Origin of the sequence: Nostoc sp. MG11, from assembly GCF_014904695.1 — a bacterium.
In the GTDB taxonomy this organism is placed as follows: Bacteria; Cyanobacteriota; Cyanobacteriia; order Cyanobacteriales; family Nostocaceae; genus Komarekiella.
This window is the reverse complement of record NZ_JACXXN010000001.1, coordinates 219,843-245,205: the sequence shown is the minus strand read 5'-3', so window position 1 is coordinate 245,205 and position 25,363 is coordinate 219,843. Positions and strand designations below refer to the sequence as shown.

The window sequence follows — 25,363 nt, the reverse complement described above, 5'->3', positions numbered from 1 at the left end:
ACTGGGGAAAGGGATAATTTTTCCTTTTAACCTTTTTCCCCTCTTAAAAGTTCTCAGTCCCATTCCCTAACTTAGAGAATTTTACGACCAGTCAGAACTTCTCGCACTTCTAACATGGCTGAATAAGTTGGCAGAATGTGTAAAGTTTCATTCTCTGGTGTATGCTCTAATGCAGTAGCGATCGCCTGCTTTAAATCTTCTTCGACAATCAGATTTAAGTTAGTTGGAGTGGACTTTTCACTATAGCGTAAACGTAGTGCCATATCATAAACGCGATCGCCACTCACTACTAGAGTCCCTCCTCGTTCTACTAATTTCTCTGTATCGACGTCCCAAATCCAAGATACATCAGTACCATCGGGTGTGCGATCGTTCAACACTAACAGTGTGGTGTTATCTGTGCTTTGAGTCACCACGCGAATTGTTTCATTTGTCCCAACAGGATTTTTTGATAACAGAATTCGTACTCGTTTACCATTTATTACCAAATCTTCAGCACGACCAAAAGCAGCTTGGAAGTTGTTAATAGTATCTCTAATTGTCGCTTCATCAACTCCTAACTCAATAGCCGCAGTAGCCGCAGCTAAAGTATTGTATTTGTTGTACAAACCGACGAGAATCTGTTGCCATTCGCGGCTTTCCAGAGTTGGTTTACTTTTACTAAAACCGCAGCTAGGACAAGTGAAATCTCCTAAGTGCGACAAGTAGACACCTTGATAATCTAAGGAATGTCCACATCTAGGACAATAGATAGAATCAACGGCGTGAGGAATTGCTTCTAGATAGTGTTTTGGTTCATTCAAGCCAAAAAATAACACCCGTTGGGGTAACTGCTGACCGAGATAAGATAAAGTTGGGTCGTCAGCATTGGGAATGACCACCGTTTCTGCTGGTAATGTAGAGATTACCTTTGTCCAACGCTTGCTGATTGTGTCTACTTCCCCGTACCTATCAAGTTGGTCGCGGAACAAGTTTAAACAGAGAATGATTTGCGGTTGGAGTGGTGTCAATACCTTCGGTACAATATTTTCATCCACTTCCAAAATGGCATAATCAACATCTAGCGTACCCACCAAGTTGGTATTCTCTATGAGTGCTGTCATCAAGCCATTTTCTAGATTCGCACCTGTAGAGTTATGAGCGATGCGGTAGCCTTTGCGTTCTAGGATTGTGCATAAAAGCAGCGCTGTGGTAGTTTTGCCATTAGTACCAGCAATCAAAATCACCCCGTTTTTCACTTGCTGACTTAATAGTTGCAATAATCGGGGTTCAATGCGACGAGCAATTGAGCCTGGTAATACACTAGCAGCACCTAGACGCAGTAAGCGCACTAAAAACGTCACGCTTTTTGCCACTGACACTGCTAAACCAAGTCGCAGTCTATCTATGAATTGTATTTTCTTTCTCACATCCGTACCCTAATCATCTGGCGATTACTAACTGATAGTCTTTAGTTTCAAATTTAATCCTGTGAGTTTAGCGAATCCTGACTCAAAAAGCCAGTCATAACATCACACTTGCAAAGAATCTTGGACGGTAATATCAGTCGCTTGCAAGAGATAATCTCAGTAGGCGTTATCTTAAAAAATAGTGCGTGGGCGTAATTATATATCCAGCCCAGTTTGCCAAATTCAGCACAGACTTACGATAAATAGTAGCTTGCAAGGTTCTCTTTGATGAATAGCATAAAGTTTCTTTTTTTACATAACAAAATTGCTGACTGGCGACGGTTGATGTCTAAATGCCTGCTGCTGCTCGCTTGCTTGTTCATTCTGGGTGTACAACCTGCGTATGCTGGTATCGATAACGATTTGTATGACGGCAACATTTTTGTGGTTTATGCCGGTAATGGTTCATTAGTTCCTCCCAGACAGACGCTAGCACAAGCTTTAGCAGAACATAAACCCACGGTATTAGCGTTCTATGTGGATGACAGCAGCGATTGCAAAAAATATGCTATTTCCATTTCGCGCATACAAGAATTCTATGGTCGAGCAGCAGAGATTATCCCGCTCAATGTAGATACCATTCCATCCAAAAAGACATACAACCCCACAGAACCAGGATATTACTATTCTGGAAGTGTTCCTCAAATCGTAGTGTTTAATAAGTCAGGTCAGGTAGTTTTGAATAAGAAAGGTCAAGTGCCTTATGAGGAAATAGACGATAGCCTTCGGCAAGTGTTTGATTTATTACCTCGCGCCAAAACAGCACAGTTAAAGCGGCGTGCCTTCAACGAGTTCAGTAGTGAGTTAGCTAAATAACTTTTGGGGTAGGCCAAATTGGTCTGCCCTTATTTTTCGTGCTATGTGCTACTGCATTCCCCATTCTGGCAAGAGATAATATGTAAATATCTGCCTGAAATATCTACCATCTGACAACAAGTTAGGAGTTAATCCCTAGTTCATAGTCTATAGCGAATAACTAATGACTGATGACTAATTACTAATGACTAATAGAGTATGTTCTGATGTCAAAGCTTTACACTACCGAGGAGCTAATCCAAATTTTGGCAGCCGAACGCCAAGCTTGCCTCAAGGGAAAGCGGCTGAAATTAGAAGTCCCGGTTTCAGGGAATCCTGTAATTGATCAGTTTATCAGAACTGATGGGTTGCAAAAGTTTACTGCCTATCAAGATTTCAAAGCTGCCATTCACGAATACCAGAGAGAGCATCAAATTTCAGGTATTGTTTGGAAAGAGGTAAAAGTCAAAGGTAAAAGCTTGCAGTATCCAGAAGTGGACACTGAATTAATTGCGCTAACTAATGACTTAGAAGTATTGAAATTTGCAAAAAACTCTATTTTAGAATTTTGGTATGAAGTCACTGACGGGATGGACTTATATTTGAGTTTTAATAATAGTAAACAATACCAACAAATTATCAAACTTGATGTAGAGAGAATTGCTCAAAGAACAGAATGGGCAAGTTTGTGGAAGTGGGAAAACTCTAGCTTTTTGGAAATGATTTTACAGCTAGGATGGGGCAAACCAGAAGAAGCTTATTATAAACGAGGAAGACCGCGATCGGGTAGCGAATATGTTCATGCAGTGAATCCTGGAAATCGCCCTATTGGGTAAAAGGAACTCTTGACAGTTAACTGTTAACTGTTAACTGTCAAGATAATTGGGTTTAAGGGGAACCACTAAGGGGGCTAGTACTTCCAACTGAAAACTAATCACCCAAAGTCGATTATTCGCAAACACTATTTAGCAAGTTTAAATCCCCCACCATACGCCTTGATAACTGTTTACTGTTTACTGTTCACTGATTTAATTGGGGCGGTTATTATTTACCGTTGGCATTTCACCACCAAACAAGGGGTTAGAGTTTCCACCAGTGTTGTCTGAAACAATGGAACGCATTCCCTCAAGGGTAGCAGGGATACTGCGTGGATCCATAAACATTACCTTGCTGCTGTCACTGCTGCCAATCTTTGTTCCCATTTCTAGATAATTTTGGGCTAGCAAAAATTGCAACACTTCCTTTGCGCCTGGTTCAGTTTTCATGGTGTTAGTGATAATTTGCAGTGCTTCTGCTGTTGCTTGTGCTTTCAGAACTTGTTGCTGGCGTTCTGCTTGCGCTTGCAGCACAATCGTCTTTTGTTGCGCTTCTGCTTGGAGAATTGTCGCTTTTTGACGCGCTTCAGCATCAAGAATTTGCGCCTCAGCTTTACCTCTAGCACTATTTACAGCAGATTCGCGATCGCCTTCAGAGGTTAAAATCGCTGCCCGTTTACGCCGTTCCGCCGACATTTGTAATTCCATCGACTCCCGCACCGCCTGAGAAGGAATAATATCTCGCAGTTCTACCCGCGTCACTTTCACGCCCCAAGGATCAGTCGAAATATCCAAATCCCGTAACAAAAGTTCATTAATTTGGGCACGAGCCGTAAAAGTTTGATCCAACTCTAGTTGTCCCATTTCCGCACGAATTTGGGTAAGCACCAAATTTACCATTGCCGACTGGAGATTTTCTACCTTGTACCAAGCTTTTTCCATATCGACTATGCGCCAATAAACTACCGCATCCACCTCAATTCCCACGTTGTCGCGGGTAATACATTTTTGGGGAGGAATATCTAAGACTTTTTCGCGGATGGTTTCGTGGTAAACAGTTTTATCTAGAAAAGGAATCACAAAATTTAACCCCGGTTCCAGTTTTTTGTTATAACTACCCAATCTTTCTACTAGCGCCTCATTGCCCTGACTAATAACTCTCACAGACCCCGCCACAGCAGAACCACCAAGGGCTAAAAAGACTAACAGAAATAACTGTTCCATTACGAGTCTCCTGATTTTTAAGTATTAAATGTCATTCAATAAGTAGTGTGAGAGTGGGAGAACCCAATGCCCAATAACTAAGAATGCAACAAGTTTTCTGGTATCACAATCAAAGTAGTGCCTTCTCTTCTAACCACATAAACCCTTTGATGGGGTGCTATGCCGAGTTTGTCATCGTCACATCGTGCTTGCCAAGAATTTCCCTCGTATAATACCCGCCCCGTTTTCCCAGCCAGAATTTCTGTTAAGGTTTCAGCTATAACTGCATCCTGAAGTTTCGACTTGCGTCGTCGCGGTTGCAAAAATCGGCGAGAAAGCACAACTAGCACGGTGGAAAGCAACAGCCAAACCAAAACTTGCAGCCATAAACTCCGCAAACCAACTTGAGATAGCAACGCCACCACAAAAGCGCTGATTCCCATCAAGAAAGCGATAAAAGCCGATGGTAAAAACAGTTCCATTAAACACAGAACTGCTCCTGCTATGAGCCAGATTAAGGTAAAACTTGGCATGGCGCCATCCTAGAGACTACATTCACTTAAATGCATTTCTATGATTAGATACACCCAGAGGCTCACTATTTACAGAAAGCAAAACTTGGTCTTTTTACCAAAAATTTTGATTAATTTCAGTAACAGGGTGTAGCCAGGGGTACACGAATCCAGTCTATTCTAGCCTTCAAGTCTATGACTGCTAAATTTAATCGAAATTCACGAGTTAATTAGTTTGTTAAATTTATACCTTTATGCTTTCTACTCAACGGATAATTTATTGTATAAATCCAAGCTGTAATAATCCCATTAATCCTGTAGGAGATAGTCTTTGTGCAAGTTGTCAAACTCTTCTAGTTCACCGCTATCTCTGGGCTACTGGCTCATTTTCTGCAAAAATAGTACCAGGCACGAAGGTAGCAGATAGGTATGAGGTGATTACGCGCCAGATTTGGCTGGATACTCAACCGGGACTACCACCCGATGTGCCTGAAGAATTGCCAAAAGAAGTAGTTCCTTACCTACGATTATATCAAGAGCGATTGCACCTACCCCAGGCTTATGGTTTTGCTCGTTCCTTTGAGGAAGATGCAGATGATATCCTCTTGCTAGAAAATGTGCCGATAGATGAGACGGGACATATTTACCCGACTATTAACGATGCATGGGAGCAAGCAACAGCGGTACGACAAGTTTATTGGCTGTGGCAAATTCTTCAGCTTTGGACACCTCTGTCGGAGTTGGGAGTTGCCCACAGTTTGCTGGTGCTGGATAACTTGAGAGTCCAAGGTTGGTGTGTACGATTATTGGAACTTTTAGAGACGTTTCATGAAACGTCTCTACAAAATTTGGGACAATCTTGGCAGCCTTGGGTGGCATCTGCAAAGACACCAGTAGCCGAAAAGTTAAAAAACATAGTCCAGCAGATGTGTGAAGCTGAGATAGAGTTAGAAGCTATTTCCACTCAACTCAATGAGTTATTACTATCATCCGTAGCAGAATTACCATTAAGCTTAAAGGTGGCTGGAGCTAGCGATACTGGCCCAGTAATGATACAAAATGAAGATAGTTACTATCCCACTGCTTCCAATAACTTAGATCACCCCATACTGCCGCATTTGTCAATTGTTTGCGATGGCATTGGTGGACATGAAGGCGGCGAGGTTGCCAGTCAGTTAGCAGTACAGTCTTTGAGGTTGCAAATTCGTGCCTTACTAGCAGAGGTAGCAGAACAAACTGAACTCGTACCGCCAAAATTGTTGCAGGAACAATTAGAGGCGAGCTTACGGGTAGTAAATAACGTGATTTACGCCCGCAATCAGGAGCAAAAACGCCAGGGTAGAGAACGCATGGCTACAACTCTCGTGATGGCAGTGCAAGTGCCGCAACGAGTACAAACGACTGCTGGATGGCGGTCAGAAAATGCCCATGAACTTTACTTAGTTAATGTCGGCGATAGTCGTGCTTATTGGATTACTCACAACTATTGTCAGTTACTCACGGTAGATGATGATGTGGCGACGCGAGAAGTACGCTTTGCCCGGAGTTTATATCGAAAAGCGCTTCTCAGACCAGATGCAACTGCTCTGACACAAGCATTAGGCACAAAAGATGCAGAATCCTTGCATATCAAGATTCAGCGATTCATCTTGGAAGAAGATGGCATATTACTGCTGTGTTCTGACGGTTTAAGCGACAATAACTGGGTAGAACAATCTTGGCAGGATTACGCAATACCTGTATTGATACGTCAACTTACAGTTGAAGATGCTGTTCGCGATTTGATTAATCTGGCAAACACGAAAAACGGTCATGATAATACGTCGGTTGTTCTCACTTATTGCCGTGTCTCATCAGAGTATTTAGTACCTTTTACTCCAACGCAGCAGTCATTAGAGATTGTAGAAGCAGAACCACAAGAACAAGAAGATTCAACCTCTTTCACAGAAAGTTCGCAAGCACTGCTAGATTTAGACCTAGATTTGGATATTTCAGAGGAGCCATTTATAAGCCCAAAAATCCCACAAACCTTAATTAAAAAGCCTAATCGGGGTAAACGCTTGGTAATGCTGGCGAGAGTGTTGGCGTTGCTTGTAGGGAGTACAAGTTTGGGATTATTTGCTTGGTTGCAGCTGAATCCTCAAGGATTTCAACAAATATGTCGGCAACTTCCCCAAGGAGTGCAGCAAATTTGTCCACCTGGGAACTAGGGATTGAAGGCTGGGGAATAGGTTATGCCGAAATATCGCGGTATTGATAATGAAAGTCGCGATGTTAATGATGAATGTCGCGATATTGATAATGAAAGTCGCGATGTTAATGATGAATGTCGCGATATTGCTTATGAAAGTCGTGATGTTAAGGAGAAATGTCGCGATGTTGGTAAGAACAACTTTTACATTCAGGGTGACGGCTAATTAAGTGGTGATAACTGATGAACTGATATAGATGAGCGATCGCAGTCCAATCTGTTTTTAACTAGGCGTAAATAAATTAAAGCTTGTAGTCGGGACTTTAGTCATGATAATCCTTGTTTTGAGCCATAAATCAAAAACATCTCAAACAACACCTCTGCTATCGCGATCAGCAAAAGAGTTGACCTTGGGAACATTCTAGAGTCAAGATAAAAGGGTGAGAATTCTAAAGTACTAAGTATATTTAGTGTTGTTTCATTCCTTTTCGCTTCCCTGTTTATTGGGTAAAGACGGAAACTAAGGATGAAGATTCTAGACTAATCTATATCAAAAGCCTACATAAGTAGACTTTATGTATCTAGTAAGTAGAAGTGCCTCAACAGTGCGCCTGTATAATCTCAGATCTAAATGATCGCTTTGTGAAACCGTCTACTTTTCAAAAAAGCAATTAAAACGAGAGATAGCTATGGACTATCTACTACATAGCCAAAAGTTTGATTAATATTCTACTTAAATATTACAAAACCTAACATAATTTATATCTGATAAATTACAACTAGTTTATTGTATGATATTAATGATTTTCTGGAGGTGTCAGGCTTGTATACGTCAATTAAGACTCACATAAAACTAACTGCAAACCAAGAAATATTGCTGGCTAAACACGTTAGTTTTGCCAAATATACTGACAATTGTAGACTAGCTATATGGAGTCAATTGTACAAATCTAATTCACTCTTATTAAACAGGTTTTTCAATAATGAAGTGAAGCCTAACACTCTTGAGAACCCAAAAAAAGAATGTAGTAAAAAACTTATCGAAGTTGGCACGGATGCCTAAAATGTGCCTGGATTTTGAGGGTTCAGTGCGTCTTCGCGCCCCTTGAAGTGTTAAGAAATGGCTGATTACATCAAATCTTAGGCGGTTTAATCGTCTATTTTATAGCAGATACTTGTGGAAAAACAAAAGTTAGGTGTGAATGTTGTTATGAAAGTTGGCGATCGCGTCCGCGTTAAAGATTCGGTAATAGTTTACCATCATCCTGAGCATAAAGGTCAGGCTTTTGACCTCAAAGGTGAAGAAGGCGAAGTCGTAGGTATTGCCACAGAATGGCAAGGTAGACCTGTAAGCGCTAACCTACCAATTTTAGTCAAGTTCAGTAAAAAGTTTAAAGCTCATTTGCGTGAGAATGAGTTAGAAATTATCTAAACATTCATCGGCGGCGAAACCACTGAAAAATATTCAGTTCGCCGCGCATTTTTTCTAAATCTTGGCGGTTGCGTTGTGCTGTTGTGTAATACCATTCACAATAACGTTGAAACTCTGACCGCGTTTGAACTTCTTGGTAGAACTGATGGGTTGTTTGGTGAGCAGCAAAGGTTTCATCAACTGAGTTGTGAGAAGATGGAATAATATAGGGTAAATTTTTAGACATAATATTAATTGAGTTAGAAGTTAGGAATTAAGAGTTTTGAACTTGAAAAGCTAAGTTTTGCATACAGTAAATTAGTGCATCTAATAATTAATAACTCACAACTTATAACTCTTAACTTGATTAAAGCCAACCGCGCAAGCGATATATAAAAGTACCAATGTACTCTTTTAAAGCAGTGGTAAATTGGTGTAAATTGTCAGTATCAGGGAATAAATTTAGTATAGCCGCTTTGGGCGTGCTGCCGAGTTCTTGTAGTTCACCTTGACTGACGAGAAAGTCAGTAGGTGCAGGAATTACATTAATCCCTTGACGTTGGAAAATTTTAAGCGATCGCGGCATGTGCATTGCCGAAGTTACCAACAACACTTGGCGAATTCCACGAGATTCCAGAATTTTGTGGACATTTACAGCATTTTGATAAGTGTTGAATGAGTCAGGCTCTTGAACAATTGCCTCAGATGGAATCCCAATAGATGTGAGAACATTTGCCATATCTGCCGACTCTGGTGAACCATCGCCGCGCCAATTGACGCGGCCCCCACTCAGAATGATTATAGGAGCTTTCTTTTGGCGATATAGTTGCGCGGCGTAAATTACGCGATCGCCCGATTCACTTAAATCAACCGTAGGTCTTGGGGGAAAAGCTGATTTAGTTGCGCCACCCAAAACTACAATTGCTTCTGCATTTGGCATTTGGGCGGGTGGGAGATTTTGCCATTCTAGCGATCGCACCAGTGATTTAGCCAGCCAAGCATTACTGCAAAATAGCAGTAGAGTTAACGCTAGGGTAATTGCGATCGTCGCAATGCGCGGTCGTTTCCACAATGTTACTAGTGCAACTACCAAACTCACGCAAGCTAGTCCCAATGGGTAAAAGAATAGTGGGAGTAATTTAGAGAGATATAAAAACATACTAGGAATTGAGGATTGAGGTAGGAGAGTAAGAGAGTAGGGGAAGATGAGTAAGAGAACACAGACAAAGTATAGATCTGCTCAATAATTCATCCTTATCTTCCTGTCCCCAATCCCCAATCCTTACCTTTCCCAAAACTTAAAATTGATACTTCCAGGAGTACGGCGGTAACGACGGGTAGCTTTTCTTTGCTGTTTGGTAGTTCTCTGGTTAATTGGTTCAATTTCGCCATTTTCTGACTCTTCTACTTGCAACTGAGTTCTAGTTTCTTCCTTACTGCCCCACCAAGCAGTAATCCAGCCCCCACCTAAAGCACCTAAAGCACCTAGGAAAATACTCATGGGTGCAGGATAGCCCAAAAACACAAAGCCAAGCATGAAGAATAACCAGTATTTTAGTCCTGTATCGACACCATCAGAGGAGGCTACAGATGGAGGCTGGCGGCTATTTTTGCTGGCATTTGTGATCCAGCCTAAGGTGAACCCTCCCATGATCCCTAGAAAGATGCTCAGAGCTGGTGAAGACCTTGTCATCAACAATATAAAGGTTAAAAATGCCCCAAATAACAGTTGAGAAAAGAAGTCTGGAGAAATATTTAAAAAGTCATTCTTTTTGTCTGCCATAAGGTGATATAGACTATTGGCTAATTACTTCTTTTAATTGTGCCTGTTGTGGTTGAGTTGTATCTAAAATCTTCACGTATGGTTGTTCTTCCTCAGTGAAAGGTTCCGCTTGCTTGAGTTGTGAGGCTAATAAATCGGCAGTGGCATCAGCAATATCACCAGTGCGGTTGGCAAGGCGTTCTTGCAAAACTTCTAGGGGTGCTATGCAGTTGATAATTTGCAGAGGAAGTTGGTGGTTATTAGCTTGTGCGATCGCTTCTTGTCGCAACTGCTGGCGGTCATACTTAGCATCTAAAATCACCGCAAAACCTTGTTTAGCCAGTAGAATTCCCAATTCTAACAGCCGCTCATAAGTTTTCTGGGTCATCTCAGGTGTATACAAATCATCGCCACCTCTTTCCCACAAAGATATTCCCCCTAAATGTTTCCGCACAGCATCAGAACGAACGTGAATCGCTCTCAGTTGACGAGCTAGATATCGTGCTGTCGTACTTTTCCCCGAACCTGACAACCCCGACATCAAAATCAGTTGTCCTTTTTGAGGTTTAGTATACTCCCAAGCTTGTTTGTAATAGTCAGTGGCGGTTTTCATCGCCTCTTCTTTTACTGTCACAGGTACACTAGCATCGTCTAGCAAAAACGAAGTTACCTTTGCTCGGACATAAGCTTGACGACTCAAATACAAAGGGAGTATCTGTAAGCCTTCCCAGTCTCCAGTTTGCTCTATATAAGAATTTAAAAACGCATTACCTAAGTCGTAGCTTTGTCGCGCTTCCAAATCCATCACCGTGAACGCCACATCATACATCACATCGACAAAGCGAAACGGTTCATTGAACTCAATGCAATCAAACAGCATGATTTTGTCGTGCCACAGAGCAATATTTCTCAGGTGTAAATCCCCGTGACATTCGCGAATGTAGTTATTTTGAATTCTATTAGCAAATAATTCTGGACGTTCTAAAAAAAAGTTATCTGTATATCGCTTTGTTTCTATAAACTGCGCCTGTGTCTGGGGGCCATCGATATACTTCTCAGTTTGCTGATAATTTTCATCAATTGCAGCCCGGACTTGCGGAATTTCCCCAAAACTCCGAATGTAATCATTCGTCTGTGCTTGAGCATGGTATTGAGCCACCACCCGTCCCAATTCTTCTAAGTGTGTCTCGTTTAGCTTGCCTTTTTCAAAAAGTGTACTAAATAGTGACTCTTGGGGAAATTGGCGCATCTTCAGCGCGTATTCGACTGGCTTCTCTGTTCCCCCTAAATGGTATTGCTCCCTCTCCACAGTCACGGGTAAAACTTCCAGATATAGTTCGGCTGCACCCCGCTGATTTAAGCGCAACTCTTCGTGACAAAAATGCTGCCGCTTCTCTAGGCTGGAAAAGTCCAAAAAACCAAAATTCACAGGTTTTTTCAGCTTATAAGCATAATCTCCAGTCAACAGCACATAAGAAATATGGGTTTGAATTAGTTGAATGGGTTCTGTTACTGTGTGGGGATAAAATCCAGGCTGCAACATTTGCTGAATTAAAACTGGAAGTGTTGCTTCTGTCATCTTTTTCCTCTGCGGTTCAAATACAAAAAAACCAGGAGTCTCCCCCTGGTATCACAAAAATCATTACATACTTTACGTAGCTTAAGAAACTACTGTTTCAGTCACCGTATCATCGTTGATTTGTGGTGGCAAAACGCTGGCAACGAGTCGGTCTGGTTCAGCTAAAGCTGTCACACCTTCAGGAAAGACTATCTCATGGATATGCAAACTGTCTCCAATTTGCATGTTAGAGACATCAATTTCAATAACATCTGGGATGTTCTCAGGGGCACAACTCACTTGCAATTCGGTGATTACGGTGTCTAACACACCACCTTCTTGTTTCACACCAACAGCATTTCCCACAAAACGTAGCCGTACTTCTACAGTGGTGTCGCCATGACCAGCAACCGCAAAAAAGCTGAGGTGGTAAGGTGTACCTTTTGCTGGATGTATCTGAAGTTCCCGCAGCAGGGTTTTGCCCCGCCAAGGTATATCAGTAATGTTTAAATCAATCAAGGTGTTATTGACTGAAGCTTTTTTGAGCAAACGCTCAACGGTTTTGGCATTAATAGTCAAAGAAATTGACTCTGTACCTTTATGACCGTATAAATTTGCGGGTATTTCTCCAGAACGGCGCAAAGCTCTGGGTTTGCTACCTTCTGGTCGCTTTTGACATTCGACTGTGAGAGCCATAGGAGTTGTTAGTTGTTATTTGTCATCTCTTACAAAGTTCTAAATCGCCGGAAGCCGGCGCTCATACTTTGCGCTTTGTCATTAGTCATTAGTCATTAGTCAAGGGTCAATACTTTTGACTTTTGACTCTGGACTTTGTAACTAATAACTCAGCACTGACTGGCACTTAGCAGAGAGGCAGGTGTGCCGTCAGCGTGCAATAAAGCACGTTTGGGGCCGTGGATGGGGTCTTCTACAATTATGGTTTGATCGCGGCTTGCTCCTAGGGAGACGATCGCGATCGGGACTTCCATCAATTCTGCCAGAAATTTGAGATAGTCTAGTGCTTGCTGTGGCAAGTCTTCCAGGGTGCGACAGTGGCTTGTTGATACCTGCCATCCTGGTAAGGTTTTGTAGATAGGGCGACATCGGGCAAACCGACGGGCGCTGGTGGGAAAATGATCGCAGCGTTCGCCATCTATTTCATAAGCGACACAAACTTGAATTTCCTCTAATTCATCGAGGACATCCAGTTTAGTGAGTGCAATACAATCCATGCCATTAATCCGAACGGCATAGCGACCAATTACAGCATCAAACCAGCCGCAGCGCCGTTTGCGTCCGGTGGTTGTGCCAAATTCGGCTCCGCGATCGCATAATAATTCTCCCAGTTTTCCGTCTAGTTCGGTGGGAAATGGTCCCTCTCCCACTCGTGTCGTGTAAGCTTTTGATACTCCAATTACCCGATCAATCATTGTCGGCCCTAGCCCTGTACCAACGCAAGCCCCTCCAGCGACAGGGTTAGAAGAGGTGACATAGGGATAAGTTCCGTGATCTAGGTCGAGAAGTGTGCCTTGTGCGCCTTCAAACAAGATATTGCGCCGTCGCAAAATTGCATCGTATATTTTCAACGATGTATCTACGACGTAAGGTCGTAAACGTTCCGCATATCCTAAATACTGGTTAATTACTTCTTTTGCATCTAGGGGCGGCAAGTTGTAAAGTTTTTCTAAAATGACGTTTTTATAATTGATTGTCCACTCTAACTGCTCACGTAGTCCATCAGGATCCATCAAGTCTAAAACCCTGATTCCTGTACGTTCAGATTTATCAGCATAAGTCGGGCCAATGCCTCGACCGGTTGTACCGATCTTATGGCTTCCCCGTCGCTCCTCCGATGCCTGGTCAATCAACCGATGATAAGGCATTGTTACGTGGGCTGTCTCAGATATCAGCAGGTGGTCAGTGGAAATATTTAATTCTTTTAATTGGTCGAGCTCTGCTATTAAAATCTGAGGGTCAATAACTGTCCCACAACCGATAATACATTCGGTATCTGGATACAAGATACCAGAGGGAATTAAGTGCAGTTTAAAGGTTTGACCCTTTACTACAATAGTGTGTCCAGCATTGACACCCCCTTGGTAACGTACCACAACATCTGCGGAACGGCTGAGTAAGTCTGTTATTTTACCTTTTCCTTCATCGCCCCACTGGGCACCTATGACAATGACGTTAGCCAAGCGTTTATATTATGAGGTAAAGTTTCCACAAACTATAATTATCAACATACTTTGTGAAATATGTCAATGAAAATGTACAAGATTAAACGCCCAGTATCCGCAGAGATTTTTTTAAGCACCAAAAACTAGAAATGGTGTGTTGCCGCGAAGCGCGTAACACACCCTACTAGCGTGGCGAGACTAAAATGTTGCAATAAATTTTCTTGTAGTGTGGGCTTCTAGCCCGCACCGGACGGGCGAGACGCCCATCCCACAAGAGCAAAGCTAATGCACTACTTTAGCCTTGCCACGCCACTAGAAAGTTTTAGACTGTAGCAGAGAAATCATAATTTGGGTTGTTGTAACCTGGATTTGACATAGCCGATGTTACAAGGTCGGGACTGCCTAGTAAACTGATGATATCAGTAGCGATCGCTTGGCTGGGCGTACTACTACCTAGCGATGTCAGTTCGCCACTAACAGAGAAATTCCAGCCTTCATTACCAACGAGTGTTTTGCCATCACCACTGGCTTCAATCCGGTTTCCAAGCAGATTACTGTTACTTACATTCGCAGTATTGCCACTACCAAGGATGTCATTGTTCTTACCAGTCTGTGCATTAGCATTACCAAAGATGTCGTTGTTATTACCTAAGTTCCAGTTACCATTACCGTCGGTTTTATTATCGTTACCAAAGCCCCAGTTGCCATTACCTTCGGTTTTACTGCCATCACCATAGTTCCAGTTAGCGTTACCGTTGGTTGTGTTGCCATCACCAAAATTCCAGTTACCATTACCGTCGGTTGTGTTGTCACTACCATATAACCAGTTACCGTTACCTTGACCACTGTTGGCACTAGCATTTGCGCCATCTAAGTTTTGAATATCAGATATCCAGTTGTCACTTTTATAAGGTACAGGTAGACCGTTACCAGTTTCAGGTAGTTTGCTACCACTCTCTTTTGAGGGGGGAGTGCTACCAAATGGTAAGTTACCAGGAAGATTGGCATTGTTAGCACCAGAGGCGCTACCACCAGCAAAGGGGTTGCTACCACCACCTAATGCACTGGTGTCACCGCCAACGACTCCGATCAGTTGATTGAACGGATTATTAGTATCTGTTAAAGCCCGCTCGTCGAGTGGTCGCTCATAATTGTAGGCGTACTGTCCATCTTTATTGGTTGTGGATGAGTTGCTACCAGCAGTAGCGCCACCGAAGCCACCACCACTAACCAAAGTGCTGCGATCGCTCGATTGCCATTTGCCATCACTGAAAGAAAAATTGTTATTACCAGTTGAATTGTTGCTAGTATCTTGTGACCCAGCAGTTTGATTGCTATTTTCAGAAGTTGCCATCAGAATTAAATTCCCATTATTCAAAGTGAAATTCCTCCAGGAAGAGGAAGCTCAACGACATGAATGAAAGCATTTTTCGACTTTCATTTTCAATAAAAAAATATCTTCTAACTACATATCTATTTTGGACAATTAGTTAGAATTTGCTTGGAAGTAAGTTAAATATCAATTAAAATACTTTGATTTAAGAAAGCCTTAATTTACCAAAAATCAAAGTAAAAAACCGTGAACGCCACACTTAAAAAAAGTATATAAGATAAGATTTATGTTTAAAATGAACAAAGCTTAGATTTGATTGTTAATTCTTTTGATTTTGTTTAGGCAGAATATTATGCAAGGTAAGAATTCAGGTTTACTTTTGTCCTTCCTAGTTACATTTTCAAGATTTGCTAGTAGAGACGTTGCAATGCAACGTCTGTACATGGTCTATCTGTCACATTCTTTTTTTAAATTGGTATAACTTGGTACGTAAATTCCTGTAAATTAGCTTTAAAAATGAGATTATTGCGGGTAAATTTCCGACTGTCGCGGCTAAAAATCAAATCTCCCAGCTTTATGTTATTGATGATGATAATAATTTAGATTTATTGAATTTTAATCTTATTTAAAAGGAATACTAACCATCACTTAACTAAAAATCTGTAGAAGCGATCGCTCTTTGCGGTTCCTGTCAATGAGCAATTGGCTGAAAAGCGATCGCAATTTACCAGAACTACAGCAGATTTTAGGTAAATAAAGTACATAAATAAAACCCTAAACCCTATAGAGAGACGTTACATGTAACGTCTCTACTTGTTATTTGTGTTGATTTCCAGATCAGGAGTTAGGTTCTCCCAGCAATACAATTGAACACTTCAATTCTTTAATTAGCTGCGTTGTCACTTGGCTGACGGCTAATCCTCCTGCTGTGCGATAACGGACGGAACGTAACACTACTAAGTCAAATGCCTGAGCCTCCCGAATTATAACTCTAGCGATATCATCACCTCTGATTGCCTGAATATTTGTACTCACCTGTAACTGACTTTTAGCAGCGATATCAGTCCATTGAGATGCAAATTTTTCTACCAAGGTTTGGGGTATTTTGCGATCGCATACATGTAACAGCAGCACCTCAGCTTGATTGACATCAGCCAAAATTTGAGCAAACCGCACAGCACCTATGGTTTGACGCGTTAAGTCTCCGACTGGTACGAGAATTTTGCGAATTGTTGTAGGACTACTTAACAAGCGTGTTACTGCTACCGGACAATGAGAAGACCAGAAGACGCTATCAATTACACTACCGAATAAACGGGCACGCAAACCTGTTGTCCGCGACCAACCCATCACAATTAAACTAGAGTTTTGTTCTCGACTGGTACGACTAATTCCCAAAGCTGCATCATCATCAATCCGAGTTGCAGGTGATACTTCTACGTCAAATTCTTGACTGATTTCTCTAGCTAAATTCAATCTTTTTTGATTTTCTTCTAGTGCTATAACTAACTGCGGATCATCCATGTGGATGTGTGCTTTAGTAATAGCTAATGGCACAATCCGCCCAGATTCATGATGAGCTAGGAGTGCTGCCATTTCTATTAAATAGCGCTGAGTTTGAGGGTTATAAATCGGCACTACCACAGTAAATGGAGCTTGTTGTTCTACCTGCTGAGTCTCATAATCCCACCAAGTTGTTAAACTATCTGTTCCTATATCTGCGGGAGCTAGCTGTAGCAAAGTGGCAAATCGAGCTGTGATTATCGGCCCTAAGATTGCAGTAACCAGCATCAGGACAATGACACTGTTTAACACACCTTCATTGATTAATCTCTCACCAGCAGGATTTAAACTTTGATAGGCAACCAACGTTGCTGCTAATGTGGCTGCTACCTGTGGCAAAGATAATGACCACATTGTTAGTAATTCCGCCGTATTGTAGCGGTAAAACAGTTTGGCTAAAAATGCCGCTATAAATTTGCTGCCAATCAAAGCCACTACTATTGCTAGCGTCAGCCAAATTGAACTGAGGGTTTTGATAAATGCAGGAATATTAATTAACAATCCCATGTCTACAAAGAAACAAGGGATAAATAATACACTGCCAATAAACTCAACTTTTTCTTTGACTGGGCTACGTCCTAGAACATCATTGACAGCTAATCCTGCTAAAAATGCACCAACGATTTTCTCAACTCCAATTACCTGCGCTCCAACAGATGCTAAAAATAAAGCTAGTAAGATAAACAAAAACTGATTACTTTGTTCATCTCCAGAGCGACGAAAAAACTCTTTTCCTGCCCAGTCAAATCCAAATAGAACAATAGCAGAGTAAATTGCTAATCCACCTAACAAAGTCGCTAAACTCAAGGCGGAAAATTCCCCTCTATGAATTCCAACACAAATTGCTAGCACTAGCAAAGCACCCGTATCAGTAAAAATTGTTGCACCAATTGTAACTGTTACAGCTTCATTTGTTACAACTCCCAAACGACTCACGATTGGGTATGCTAAGAGAGTATGAGAGGCAAGCAAAGAACCAATTAGGACTGAAGCATTCCAACCAAAATTGAATAAACGCCCTACAATAATGCCAGCAATCATTGGTACTATGAATGTCAGAGTACCAAACCCAATTGAGCGATTCCTAGTTTTACGAAATTGCTCTAAGTCAATTTCTAAACCTGCCACGAACATCAAATAAATCTTGCCAATATCTGAGAGTAATTTGACAGTGTCAGACTCAGAATCTAATAGTTTTAGCCCGTTTTGTCCTAGAACGACACCTGCTACAAGCAATCCCACTAATCCAGGAAGTCGGAGTCGCTCAAATATAGGAGGTACAGTAAAAATTACTGTTAGAAGAATTGTAAATGCAATGATAGGACTGTCTATTACGGAATCTGGTATCATTTGTAATAAATAAACCTGAAATGTTAAAGTTAATTATAAATAAAAAATACACTAATTATTGCTTAAAATTATTATATTATTTAGTATCCTTAGTTACCACTCGTTAAATCTTTAACAGCATAAATGTTGCGATCGCACTAACGACTCTACCTTAAGAAAGGCGTTATTCATATCTATAGATAGAAATAAGAGTGGAAGTGTCTATTAATAAAATAATCGATATTTCAATAGTTATAAATGTTATCTACGAATTATAAATAGTGAAATTATAGAAAAATAAAAGTTTTTAGTTGAAATAAATCAAAATTTATGCTGAGTTAAAGTTTTGAATAGAAAATAATGATAATAATTTGTGAGATAACAAGATTAAAGTTAGATTTAATGCAAAAATCCGTAAATGTCCCCAGATTAAAGCCTGAGCCTAACCAAACAAATGGAAAAATCTAAAATACTGCTCTTTTGGGTTCCTATCAATGATAATTTTAAGCATTGGGAACCTTAAAAAATCACAGTTTATGAACGCAACCGATGATAAAACAATAGTTCGTGAGTATTTCAATTCCACAGGGTTTGACCGTTGGAGGCGGATATACGGCGATGGCGAAGTCAACAAAGTCCAGCTAGACATCCGCAACGGACACCAGCAAACTGTAGATACTGTTCTTGGCTGGTTGAAAGCTGATAACAATTTAGCAGAGCTATCAATCTGTGATGCAGGGTGTGGTGTAGGTAGTCTTAGCATCCCCTTGGCGGCAGATGGTGCTAAGATTTATGCCAGCGATATTTCTGAAAAAATGGTCACAGAAGCCAAGGATAGAGCTTTGGAAACCTTGGGAAACTCGGAAAATCCCACTTTTGCCGTGCAAGATTTGGAATCATTGAATGGTAGTTACCACACTGTTATTTGCTTGGATGTTCTCATCCACTACCCTCAAGAAAAAGCAGATGAGATGATTTCTCACCTTTGTTCTTTGGCGCAGTCGCGGATAATTCTCAGTTTTGCACCGAAGACTTTCGCTCTCAGTATACTCAAGAAAATTGGCAGTTTCTTTCCTGGAGCAAGTAAAGCCACTCGCGCTTATCTGCATCGTGAGGCTGATGTGGTGAAAATTTTAGAAAGTAATGGTTTTTCAGTACAAAGACAGTCGATGACTCGGACTCGCTTTTATTTTTCGCGTCTGTTAGAAGCGACGCTTCAGTAGTGCTGAGTTGTGAGTGGTGAAGCGCGATAGCGGAGCTTTAGCCTGTGCTGAGTTTTGAGTACAAGCGTATGATTCAGTACTCAGCACTGTCGCTAGATATTACAATTGATATCAAGTTCTGCGCTTTATCTTGACGATCGCTCTGCTTTGAAGAATAAATCATGATCATAAAAGAAGCGATCGCAGCAGCTCCTAAGAGAATGATTCCAGCAACTAACCAGACTTCACGCTTAGTGAAAGAATTTTTAGGTTTTAAAGTTTTGACAGCAGATACATGATGATTAAAACTTTGAGGATAGTGATTCAAATCACTGTTTTCAATAATACTACTCTGCTGTTGCCTTATTGGTTCCTTTCTGACTTGGTTGCTTATTTGAGGTGTTTGATTAAGTGTTTGAGAAGTATGGTCAACTTTTTGTTGATCTAGTTTCTCTAATTCCCTGATTTCATCCCATAACGGATGACGTTGGAGTAACCAACGATGGACTAATTCTATTCTTATTTTATTGCCTTGCTCGTTTAAAAAACCCTTATATGTTAATTCTCTAGCTAGTTCTTCTATCAAATATCTTGACAAGACATCATTGCCTTCCAGGAGCATTAAGGGGTCTTCCTCTAGTTGTTGGTCATTTTTTTTAATAGCTATCCTTTGCGCCTCCGCCACAGCAGAAAATACTACTTTCTCTCTTACAGATAAAGCCTCCCAGTACCATGCAAAGCCAGCTTCCGCGAGTTCAATAGCTTTATCTACAATAGTTTCTACATCTTCTTCAGTGACTTCCCATTTTTCTAGTTCTCGCGCTCTATTGAAAATCGCAAAACATAAGACTTGAATGAAGTACGGATGTCCTGCGGATAAGTTGGTAATTGCTTGTATGGCTTTTGGTTCGTACTTTAGAGAATTTGCAGCAGGTTTGATAATCAACTGCTTAATACTCTCGTCATCTAGCAATCCAACTTCTACAATAGGTACATTCTGAAATATTTCTATTAAATTTGATATATCTGTGGTTTGTCTACCAGCAAAAATAATTACAAATAATCTTTTATTTTGAAAAACAACATGGTTTAATTGCTTAAACAATGATTCTAATGTTGCACCTATACTTTTATCGTTTAAAGCATCAAACTCATCTAAAAGTAATACCAAATTAGTGGCTTTCAAGTATTCATAAATCTGATGCAAGAATTTGGTATAGAAAATATCTTTTTGTTCTTGTATTTGTTTGACTCTGGGTATTACTACTTTGCCTGGAGTGATTTCTAATTGTTCGATAACGGTTTCCGCTAAATTCTCTAAGAGATATTCAATTTTTTCTTGGCTATAATGTTCTAAATCAAAGGTAACAAAAGCAAAGTTATCTAGTTTGACGCATTTAGAAATCTTATGAAGCAAGGATGACTTACCAATACGTCTTTGACCATGCACTAATATGATTTTTTCGCCTCGTTTGAGGTTTTCCTCAATAAACGATAATTCTTCCTCTCGCCCAAAAAATAGTTCCGGTTCACTAATAGGACGACCAATGATATAAGGATTTCTCTGAGACGGTAATGGTATCATAGTAATATGTGCACTAGGTCTACTGAGCATCGATTTTTTGGTTTGTAAAGTGTCTTTGAGGTTGAATTTTTAGTCTTGTATATTGGCGGGATAATGTTGATACATTGGTAGGATATGCGTTTCACCTCTGCTTGCATTTTTGGAATGCGTAGGATGTTTACCCTACAATCATCATTTTGAAATTGTGTAACGCCGAATTTTTACAGTGAATAAGTATATTAAAATATTACATGATTGCTGGGGTGCCTTACACGCGATGAGTAACTCTGCTTCTTCAAGGTGCTGGAGTTAGCGAGACAGTGAGGTGTAACAGCTAAAAAGCCCAGATTGAGATACTGGAACCTTTGCGAAAGTAAAGTTAAAATCGCTAGCAAAGTTAAAATCTGAAGTGGAAATATGAAGACTGCTGAAAAATTGGCCGCAGGTTGGCTACTTACACTCGGATTCATGTTTGTAACGTTATCAGTCTCAGCGGTAATTGAAAAAAATGCTACAAACAAGATAAACGTATATCCCAAAGATGAGTATGATTTTACGGCACAAAATCCTACTTATCAAGAAGATAATACTGCCGTTGGTGGTCTGGTTTTTGGTGTCCCTACTTTAATATTGGGGGGATGGTTAGCATTGGGATTGTACAGTCAAAGTCGGCAGCAAAAAAAGGCACTTAATCAACAAGCTAGCGATCGCCTGCAATCGGTTTTTTATGAAATGCTAGAAGAAAATAATGGGCGGATGACTGTACTTGGCTTTGCCATGCAATCACAATTACCAGCAGCCGACGCCAGACAATATCTAGATAAAAAAGCTAAAGAATTCAATGCTAATTTTAAGGTGAGTGAAGAGGGGGCTGTATCATATCATTTTGAAGTCTAGATTCAATTAGGGATTTATACTTTAGCCCCGTCAAATTTTACACCAAATTACGGCTAAGTCTCATGACGCAGATTTTTTTGAGCGTAGCTGCCATTTTAAGCGGTTTGTCTGTTGCCGCTGGTGCTTTTGCTTCTCATGCCTTGCGAGAAAAAATTAGTGAGCGATCGCTAGAAATTTTTGAAACTGGCGCTCGCTACCAAATGTATCATGCTCTTGCACTTTTACTTGTAGCAGTACTAATTAGCCGCACCGAGTCCCCTCCACCTACCCTCATAGCAAGTGGATGGTTATTTATCATTGGCATTGCTATTTTCTCAGGAAGCTTGTACACCCTTAGCTTAAGTAGTGTTAAATCTTTGGGGGCGATCGCACCACTCGGCGGCGCAGCCTTTCTTGCTGGTTGGGGGGCTTTAGCTTTTGCTGCTTGGAATTTAAAGTTATAGAAAAGTTCAGAATTAGGAGTGAATCAATTAAAAACTCCTAATTCCTAACTTTAATTAACTCAGCATTGCTGAATAGTTTTATCATTTATTAGTCAAAAAAACAATGATAAAGCAACAAGAATAATTTAAAACACTCAGGATTTCCAAATTCATCAAACTTATTTACGTAATTTTACAGAAGTCACAAATACAAAAAAGCAATAAGCTTCATAAGTATATTACTAATAACAACCAATAAATTTTACATTTGCAATATCATTCAAACTTATGAAACGGCGGAACTTACTTTGGTATTCGCTACTGTTTACTGCTGGCTGTACAACAGGAGTAAATTCTATTAATAACTCAGAGCAGATGACAATAACTGCACCAAAAAAGCTAAAATTTGCAGTTACAGATGCCACTGGAATTGAAGATTTACAACGAGATTATGGAGTTTTCCGCACTGTCTTAGAAGAAATATTAGGTATAAAAATTGAGTTTTTCCCTGTAGAAAATCCTACAGCAGCAGCACCAGCCCTGTTATCAAGAGAGGTAGATATTGTATTTGCAGGGCCTTCAGAATACTTAATCTTGAATGCTAGGGCAAAAGCTATTCCGATAATTGCCATCGAGCGCAGCAACTACCATCCTATTATTGTAGTTCGTGCAGATAGCAAAATTAAATCATTAGCTCAATTGAAAAATAAAACAATTGCCATGCGAAAAGTTGGCTCAACCTCTGGACACCTTGCTCCTACAAAACTACTGATGGATGCTGGATTAGATCCAAAAACTGATTTCAAAATTGTTATGTTAGGTGATAAGGGAGTACAAGCTTTAAAAAAAGGTGAAGTAAATGCCTGGGCAACTGCATCTGACAGATACAAAAACATTTTAGAATCTGAGGGCTTACTTGAAAAAGATTTTTCTATAATATTTACAGGTCCGTTACTTCCTAATGATGTATTTGTTGCTAGTAATCAATTAACGTCTAGCTTTATAGCAGACCTACAATCGCGCATGATTGAGCATCAAGAAAAACTAATTCAAAGTTTGCTGACTGCTAAAGAAAACCAAAAGTACAAAGGAAGTAAATTAATTCCGGCAAATGATGATAGTTATAATATGATTCGTGAAGTTTATCAAAAGCTCGGACAAGGAAATTTTTTATAAAAGTATAATCCCTAAATGAATGATAGCTGATACGAAACACTATTTTAGAAAAATCTTTATTTTCCTTAGTCACTTAAGCGATGATTGGAACATCGCTAGAAAGATTAGTTATGGCTATACTGTGGCAGTTAGCATTACTTTTATAGGCACAATAAGTGGTTTTTTATTTGCATATCGCTATGAAAGGCTTGCTCAGCGACAGTTGAATTTATCTTCTCAACAACAATCTCTTTTAAAAGATTTAGAAAATAAAATAACCAGAGTGAGATTACATCCACAAAGGTTAGTTACTGTGTTAGAAAACTCTGTTTGGTTGGAATTTGAAAAAAATAAATTCCTAAATGAAATTACTCAAGTTAATCAGCAATTATCTGAATTAGAAATATTTATAAATACATATCCTCATGATTTGATCATAAATAACACAGAATTGTTAAACTTATTGAATAATTATAAAAAAAATACTGAAATCTATACACAGATAGTAAAAAATTTTTGGCAGCAGATTGAACAAAATAAATTATTAACAAAAGAAGCAAAATCTGACCAGAAAGAACTACTAAGTTTTTTTAATAAAGAAGTTAACATTTCTATTGAATTTGAGAAACTTTCTGATGAGTTAATTCGGATTATAGGATATTCTGAAATTTATAAGAAACAGGCAAATACTAACTTTGATAGTGCTCAAAAACTGCGAATTAAAGTAATTATTGCAAGTATGTTATTATCATCTGCGATCGCAGCTTTACTAGCACTATACACCAGTAGGTTGATTGCCCGTCCCCTACAAAGAGTTACTAACGTTGCCAGAAAAATTACTCAAGAATCAAATTTTCAACTCAGAGCTAATGTTACAAGCAAAGATGAAGTAGGGACATTAGCGACTTCCTTGAATCAATTAGTGGAATGGGTAGGAGATTACACCCAGGAACTAAAGCTAGCTCACCAAAGTCTAGAGCAACGGGTAGAAGAACGAACCCAAGAACTAGAACTAGCTCGCCAAAGTTTAGAGCAACGGGTAGAAGAACGAACTCAAGAACTTCAAAAAATATTGCAAGACTTAAAAGAAACCCAAGGGCAATTAATTCAAACAGAAAAAATGTCTTCTCTTGGGCAGATGGTAGCAGGTATAGCTCATGAAATTAATAATCCTGTTAACTTTATTTATGGTAATATTCAATGCACTAATGATTATACTCAAGACTTACTTAATCTAGTAAATTTATATCAGCAACAATATCCAGATCCCATCTGGATAATTGAAGAAAAAATTGAGGAAATTGATTTAGATTTTATTAATAAAGACTTACCCAGTCTACTTTCTTCTATGAAAATGGGTGCTCAACGCATTCGGGAAATTGTGTTATCTTTACGTAACTTTTCCCGATTAGATGAAGCTGATATGAAAGATGTAAATATTCATGAAGGAATTGATAATACCCTGTTAATTCTAAATCACAGATTTCAGTCAGAAATTGAAGTAATTAAAAACTATGGAGATTTACCATTAGTTGAGTGTTATCCAGCACAACTTAACCAGGTATTTATGAATATTCTGAGTAATGCAATAGATGTTCTGCTAGACCAAAAAGGTCAATCACGTAAAAGTAAACAAATTATTATAAATACATTAAAAAAAGATGATACTTTTATCCAAGTAGGAATCAAAGATAATGGTTATGGAATTTCACCAGAGATTAAAAATAAACTATTTGATCCATTTTTCACAACTAAGCCAGTAGGAAAAGGAACTGGATTAGGTTTAAGTATTTGTTATCAGATAGTTGACAAACACAAAGGAAAAATAGAAGTAACTTCAGAATTGGAACAAGGGACAGAGTTTGTAATCGTCTTACCGATTAAAACAGAAATAAACTAGTACTGTTATTATATGAAAAACGCATAATTCAAAATCACCGACGCTTTGGCTGTTGAAAGCAATTGCACAATTCAGTGGTACTGTCTTTCTTGCGGATAGAGGTATTTTAGCTTTTATTATATT

The 25,363-nt window shown here is 39.8% G+C and carries 22 protein-coding genes; 10 read left to right on the top strand and 12 right to left on the bottom strand.

The features are described 5' to 3' along the window. Positions 1-71: 71 nt before the first annotated feature. On the bottom strand, positions 72-1,409 hold the full coding sequence (locus HCR01_RS01105) for a MurT ligase domain-containing protein (protein WP_193193712.1): 1,338 nt from the start codon (positions 1,407-1,409) through the stop codon (positions 72-74). A gap of 267 nt (positions 1,410-1,676) precedes the next feature. Between HCR01_RS01105 and HCR01_RS01100 the strand changes: the two genes are divergently transcribed. Both HCR01_RS01100 and HCR01_RS01095 read left to right on the top strand, forming a co-directional pair. Continuing rightward, positions 1,677-2,264 (top strand): thylakoid membrane photosystem I accumulation factor, encoded by a 588-nt coding sequence (locus HCR01_RS01100; protein ID WP_193193710.1) that lies wholly within the window; start codon positions 1,677-1,679, stop codon positions 2,262-2,264. Positions 2,265-2,470: 206 nt separating this feature from the next. Beyond that, positions 2,471-3,079, top strand: coding sequence for a hypothetical protein (locus HCR01_RS01095; protein WP_193193708.1), 609 nt, complete (start codon positions 2,471-2,473; stop codon positions 3,077-3,079). Between the two features lie 192 nt (positions 3,080-3,271). Here the strand turns inward: HCR01_RS01095 and HCR01_RS01090 are convergent, their stop codons facing one another. Together HCR01_RS01090 and HCR01_RS01085 are read right to left on the bottom strand one after the other, a co-directional pair. After that, complete coding sequence (locus HCR01_RS01090; RefSeq protein WP_193193706.1) at positions 3,272-4,282, bottom strand: SPFH domain-containing protein; 1,011 nt, start codon at positions 4,280-4,282, stop codon at positions 3,272-3,274. Positions 4,283-4,359: 77 nt separating this feature from the next. Next, on the bottom strand, positions 4,360-4,794 hold the full coding sequence (locus HCR01_RS01085; protein ID WP_193193704.1) for an NfeD family protein: 435 nt from the start codon (positions 4,792-4,794) through the stop codon (positions 4,360-4,362). A gap of 233 nt (positions 4,795-5,027) precedes the next feature. Between HCR01_RS01085 and HCR01_RS01080 the strand changes: the two genes are divergently transcribed. The 3 genes from HCR01_RS01080 (at position 5,028) to HCR01_RS01070 (ending at position 8,396) form a co-directional block, all read left to right on the top strand. Further along, positions 5,028-6,983, top strand: a complete 1,956-nt coding sequence (locus HCR01_RS01080; protein WP_193193702.1) for a protein phosphatase 2C domain-containing protein — start codon at positions 5,028-5,030, stop codon at positions 6,981-6,983. Between the two features lie 24 nt (positions 6,984-7,007). Continuing rightward, positions 7,008-7,190 carry a hypothetical protein gene (locus HCR01_RS01075; RefSeq protein ID WP_193193700.1) on the top strand — a complete coding sequence of 61 codons (183 nt, stop codon included), beginning with the start codon at positions 7,008-7,010 and terminating at the stop codon, positions 7,188-7,190. A gap of 984 nt (positions 7,191-8,174) precedes the next feature. Beyond that, positions 8,175-8,396 carry a ferredoxin-thioredoxin reductase variable chain gene (locus tag HCR01_RS01070; protein WP_193194218.1) on the top strand — a complete coding sequence of 74 codons (222 nt, stop codon included), beginning with the start codon at positions 8,175-8,177 and terminating at the stop codon, positions 8,394-8,396. Positions 8,397-8,400: 4 nt separating this feature from the next. On the opposite strand, the gene HCR01_RS01065 is transcribed toward HCR01_RS01070, so the two are convergent. The 8 genes from HCR01_RS01065 to HCR01_RS01030 all read right to left on the bottom strand — a co-directional run bounded on the left by HCR01_RS01065 (position 8,401) and on the right by HCR01_RS01030 (position 18,121). Beyond that, positions 8,401-8,622 carry a hypothetical protein gene (locus HCR01_RS01065; protein WP_193193698.1) on the bottom strand — a complete coding sequence of 74 codons (222 nt, stop codon included), beginning with the start codon at positions 8,620-8,622 and terminating at the stop codon, positions 8,401-8,403. Between the two features lie 120 nt (positions 8,623-8,742). Then, on the bottom strand, positions 8,743-9,534 hold the full coding sequence (locus tag HCR01_RS01060) for a YdcF family protein (RefSeq protein ID WP_193193696.1): 792 nt from the start codon (positions 9,532-9,534) through the stop codon (positions 8,743-8,745). Positions 9,535-9,657: 123 nt separating this feature from the next. Beyond that, positions 9,658-10,158, bottom strand: a complete 501-nt coding sequence (locus HCR01_RS01055) for a hypothetical protein (RefSeq protein ID WP_193193694.1) — start codon at positions 10,156-10,158, stop codon at positions 9,658-9,660. 13 nt (positions 10,159-10,171) lie between these two features. Then, complete coding sequence (locus HCR01_RS01050; RefSeq protein WP_193193692.1) at positions 10,172-11,716, bottom strand: AAA family ATPase; 1,545 nt, start codon at positions 11,714-11,716, stop codon at positions 10,172-10,174. Between the two features lie 81 nt (positions 11,717-11,797). Beyond that, entirely contained in the window at positions 11,798-12,391 is a 594-nt protein-coding gene (locus HCR01_RS01045) for a 50S ribosomal protein L25/general stress protein Ctc (protein ID WP_193193690.1), read from the bottom strand. A 149-nt stretch (positions 12,392-12,540) separates the two neighbouring features. Further along, positions 12,541-13,893, bottom strand: a complete 1,353-nt coding sequence (locus tag HCR01_RS01040) for an adenylosuccinate synthase (RefSeq protein ID WP_193193688.1) — start codon at positions 13,891-13,893, stop codon at positions 12,541-12,543. Positions 13,894-14,197: 304 nt separating this feature from the next. Continuing rightward, entirely contained in the window at positions 14,198-15,229 is a 1,032-nt protein-coding gene (locus HCR01_RS01035) for a hypothetical protein (protein WP_193193686.1), read from the bottom strand. 816 nt (positions 15,230-16,045) lie between these two features. After that, positions 16,046-18,121 (bottom strand): cation:proton antiporter, encoded by a 2,076-nt coding sequence (locus HCR01_RS01030; protein WP_193193684.1) that lies wholly within the window; start codon positions 18,119-18,121, stop codon positions 16,046-16,048. Between the two features lie 515 nt (positions 18,122-18,636). Here HCR01_RS01030 and bchM point away from each other — a divergent pair. Continuing rightward, the gene (gene bchM, locus HCR01_RS01025; RefSeq protein WP_193193682.1) at positions 18,637-19,323 is read left to right on the top strand and encodes a magnesium protoporphyrin IX methyltransferase; all 687 of its coding nucleotides are present in this window, start codon (positions 18,637-18,639) and stop codon (positions 19,321-19,323) included. Positions 19,324-19,396: 73 nt separating this feature from the next. Here the strand turns inward: bchM and HCR01_RS01020 are convergent, their stop codons facing one another. After that, positions 19,397-20,887, bottom strand: coding sequence for an ATP-binding protein (locus HCR01_RS01020; RefSeq protein WP_193193680.1), 1,491 nt, complete (start codon positions 20,885-20,887; stop codon positions 19,397-19,399). A gap of 396 nt (positions 20,888-21,283) precedes the next feature. Here HCR01_RS01020 and HCR01_RS01015 point away from each other — a divergent pair, with 396 nt between their 5' ends. The 4 genes from HCR01_RS01015 to HCR01_RS01000 all read left to right on the top strand — a co-directional run bounded on the left by HCR01_RS01015 (position 21,284) and on the right by HCR01_RS01000 (position 25,240). After that, positions 21,284-21,763, top strand: coding sequence for a hypothetical protein (locus tag HCR01_RS01015; RefSeq protein ID WP_193193678.1), 480 nt, complete (start codon positions 21,284-21,286; stop codon positions 21,761-21,763). 62 nt (positions 21,764-21,825) lie between these two features. Beyond that, positions 21,826-22,206: a DUF423 domain-containing protein gene (locus HCR01_RS01010; protein WP_193193676.1), complete on the top strand. Its 381-nt coding sequence runs from the start codon at positions 21,826-21,828 to the stop codon at positions 22,204-22,206. A gap of 267 nt (positions 22,207-22,473) precedes the next feature. Further along, the gene (locus tag HCR01_RS01005) at positions 22,474-23,361 is read left to right on the top strand and encodes a phosphate/phosphite/phosphonate ABC transporter substrate-binding protein (protein ID WP_193193674.1); all 888 of its coding nucleotides are present in this window, start codon (positions 22,474-22,476) and stop codon (positions 23,359-23,361) included. A gap of 19 nt (positions 23,362-23,380) precedes the next feature. Further along, positions 23,381-25,240, top strand: a complete 1,860-nt coding sequence (locus HCR01_RS01000) for an ATP-binding protein (RefSeq protein WP_193193672.1) — start codon at positions 23,381-23,383, stop codon at positions 25,238-25,240. Positions 25,241-25,363: the final 123 nt, after the last annotated feature.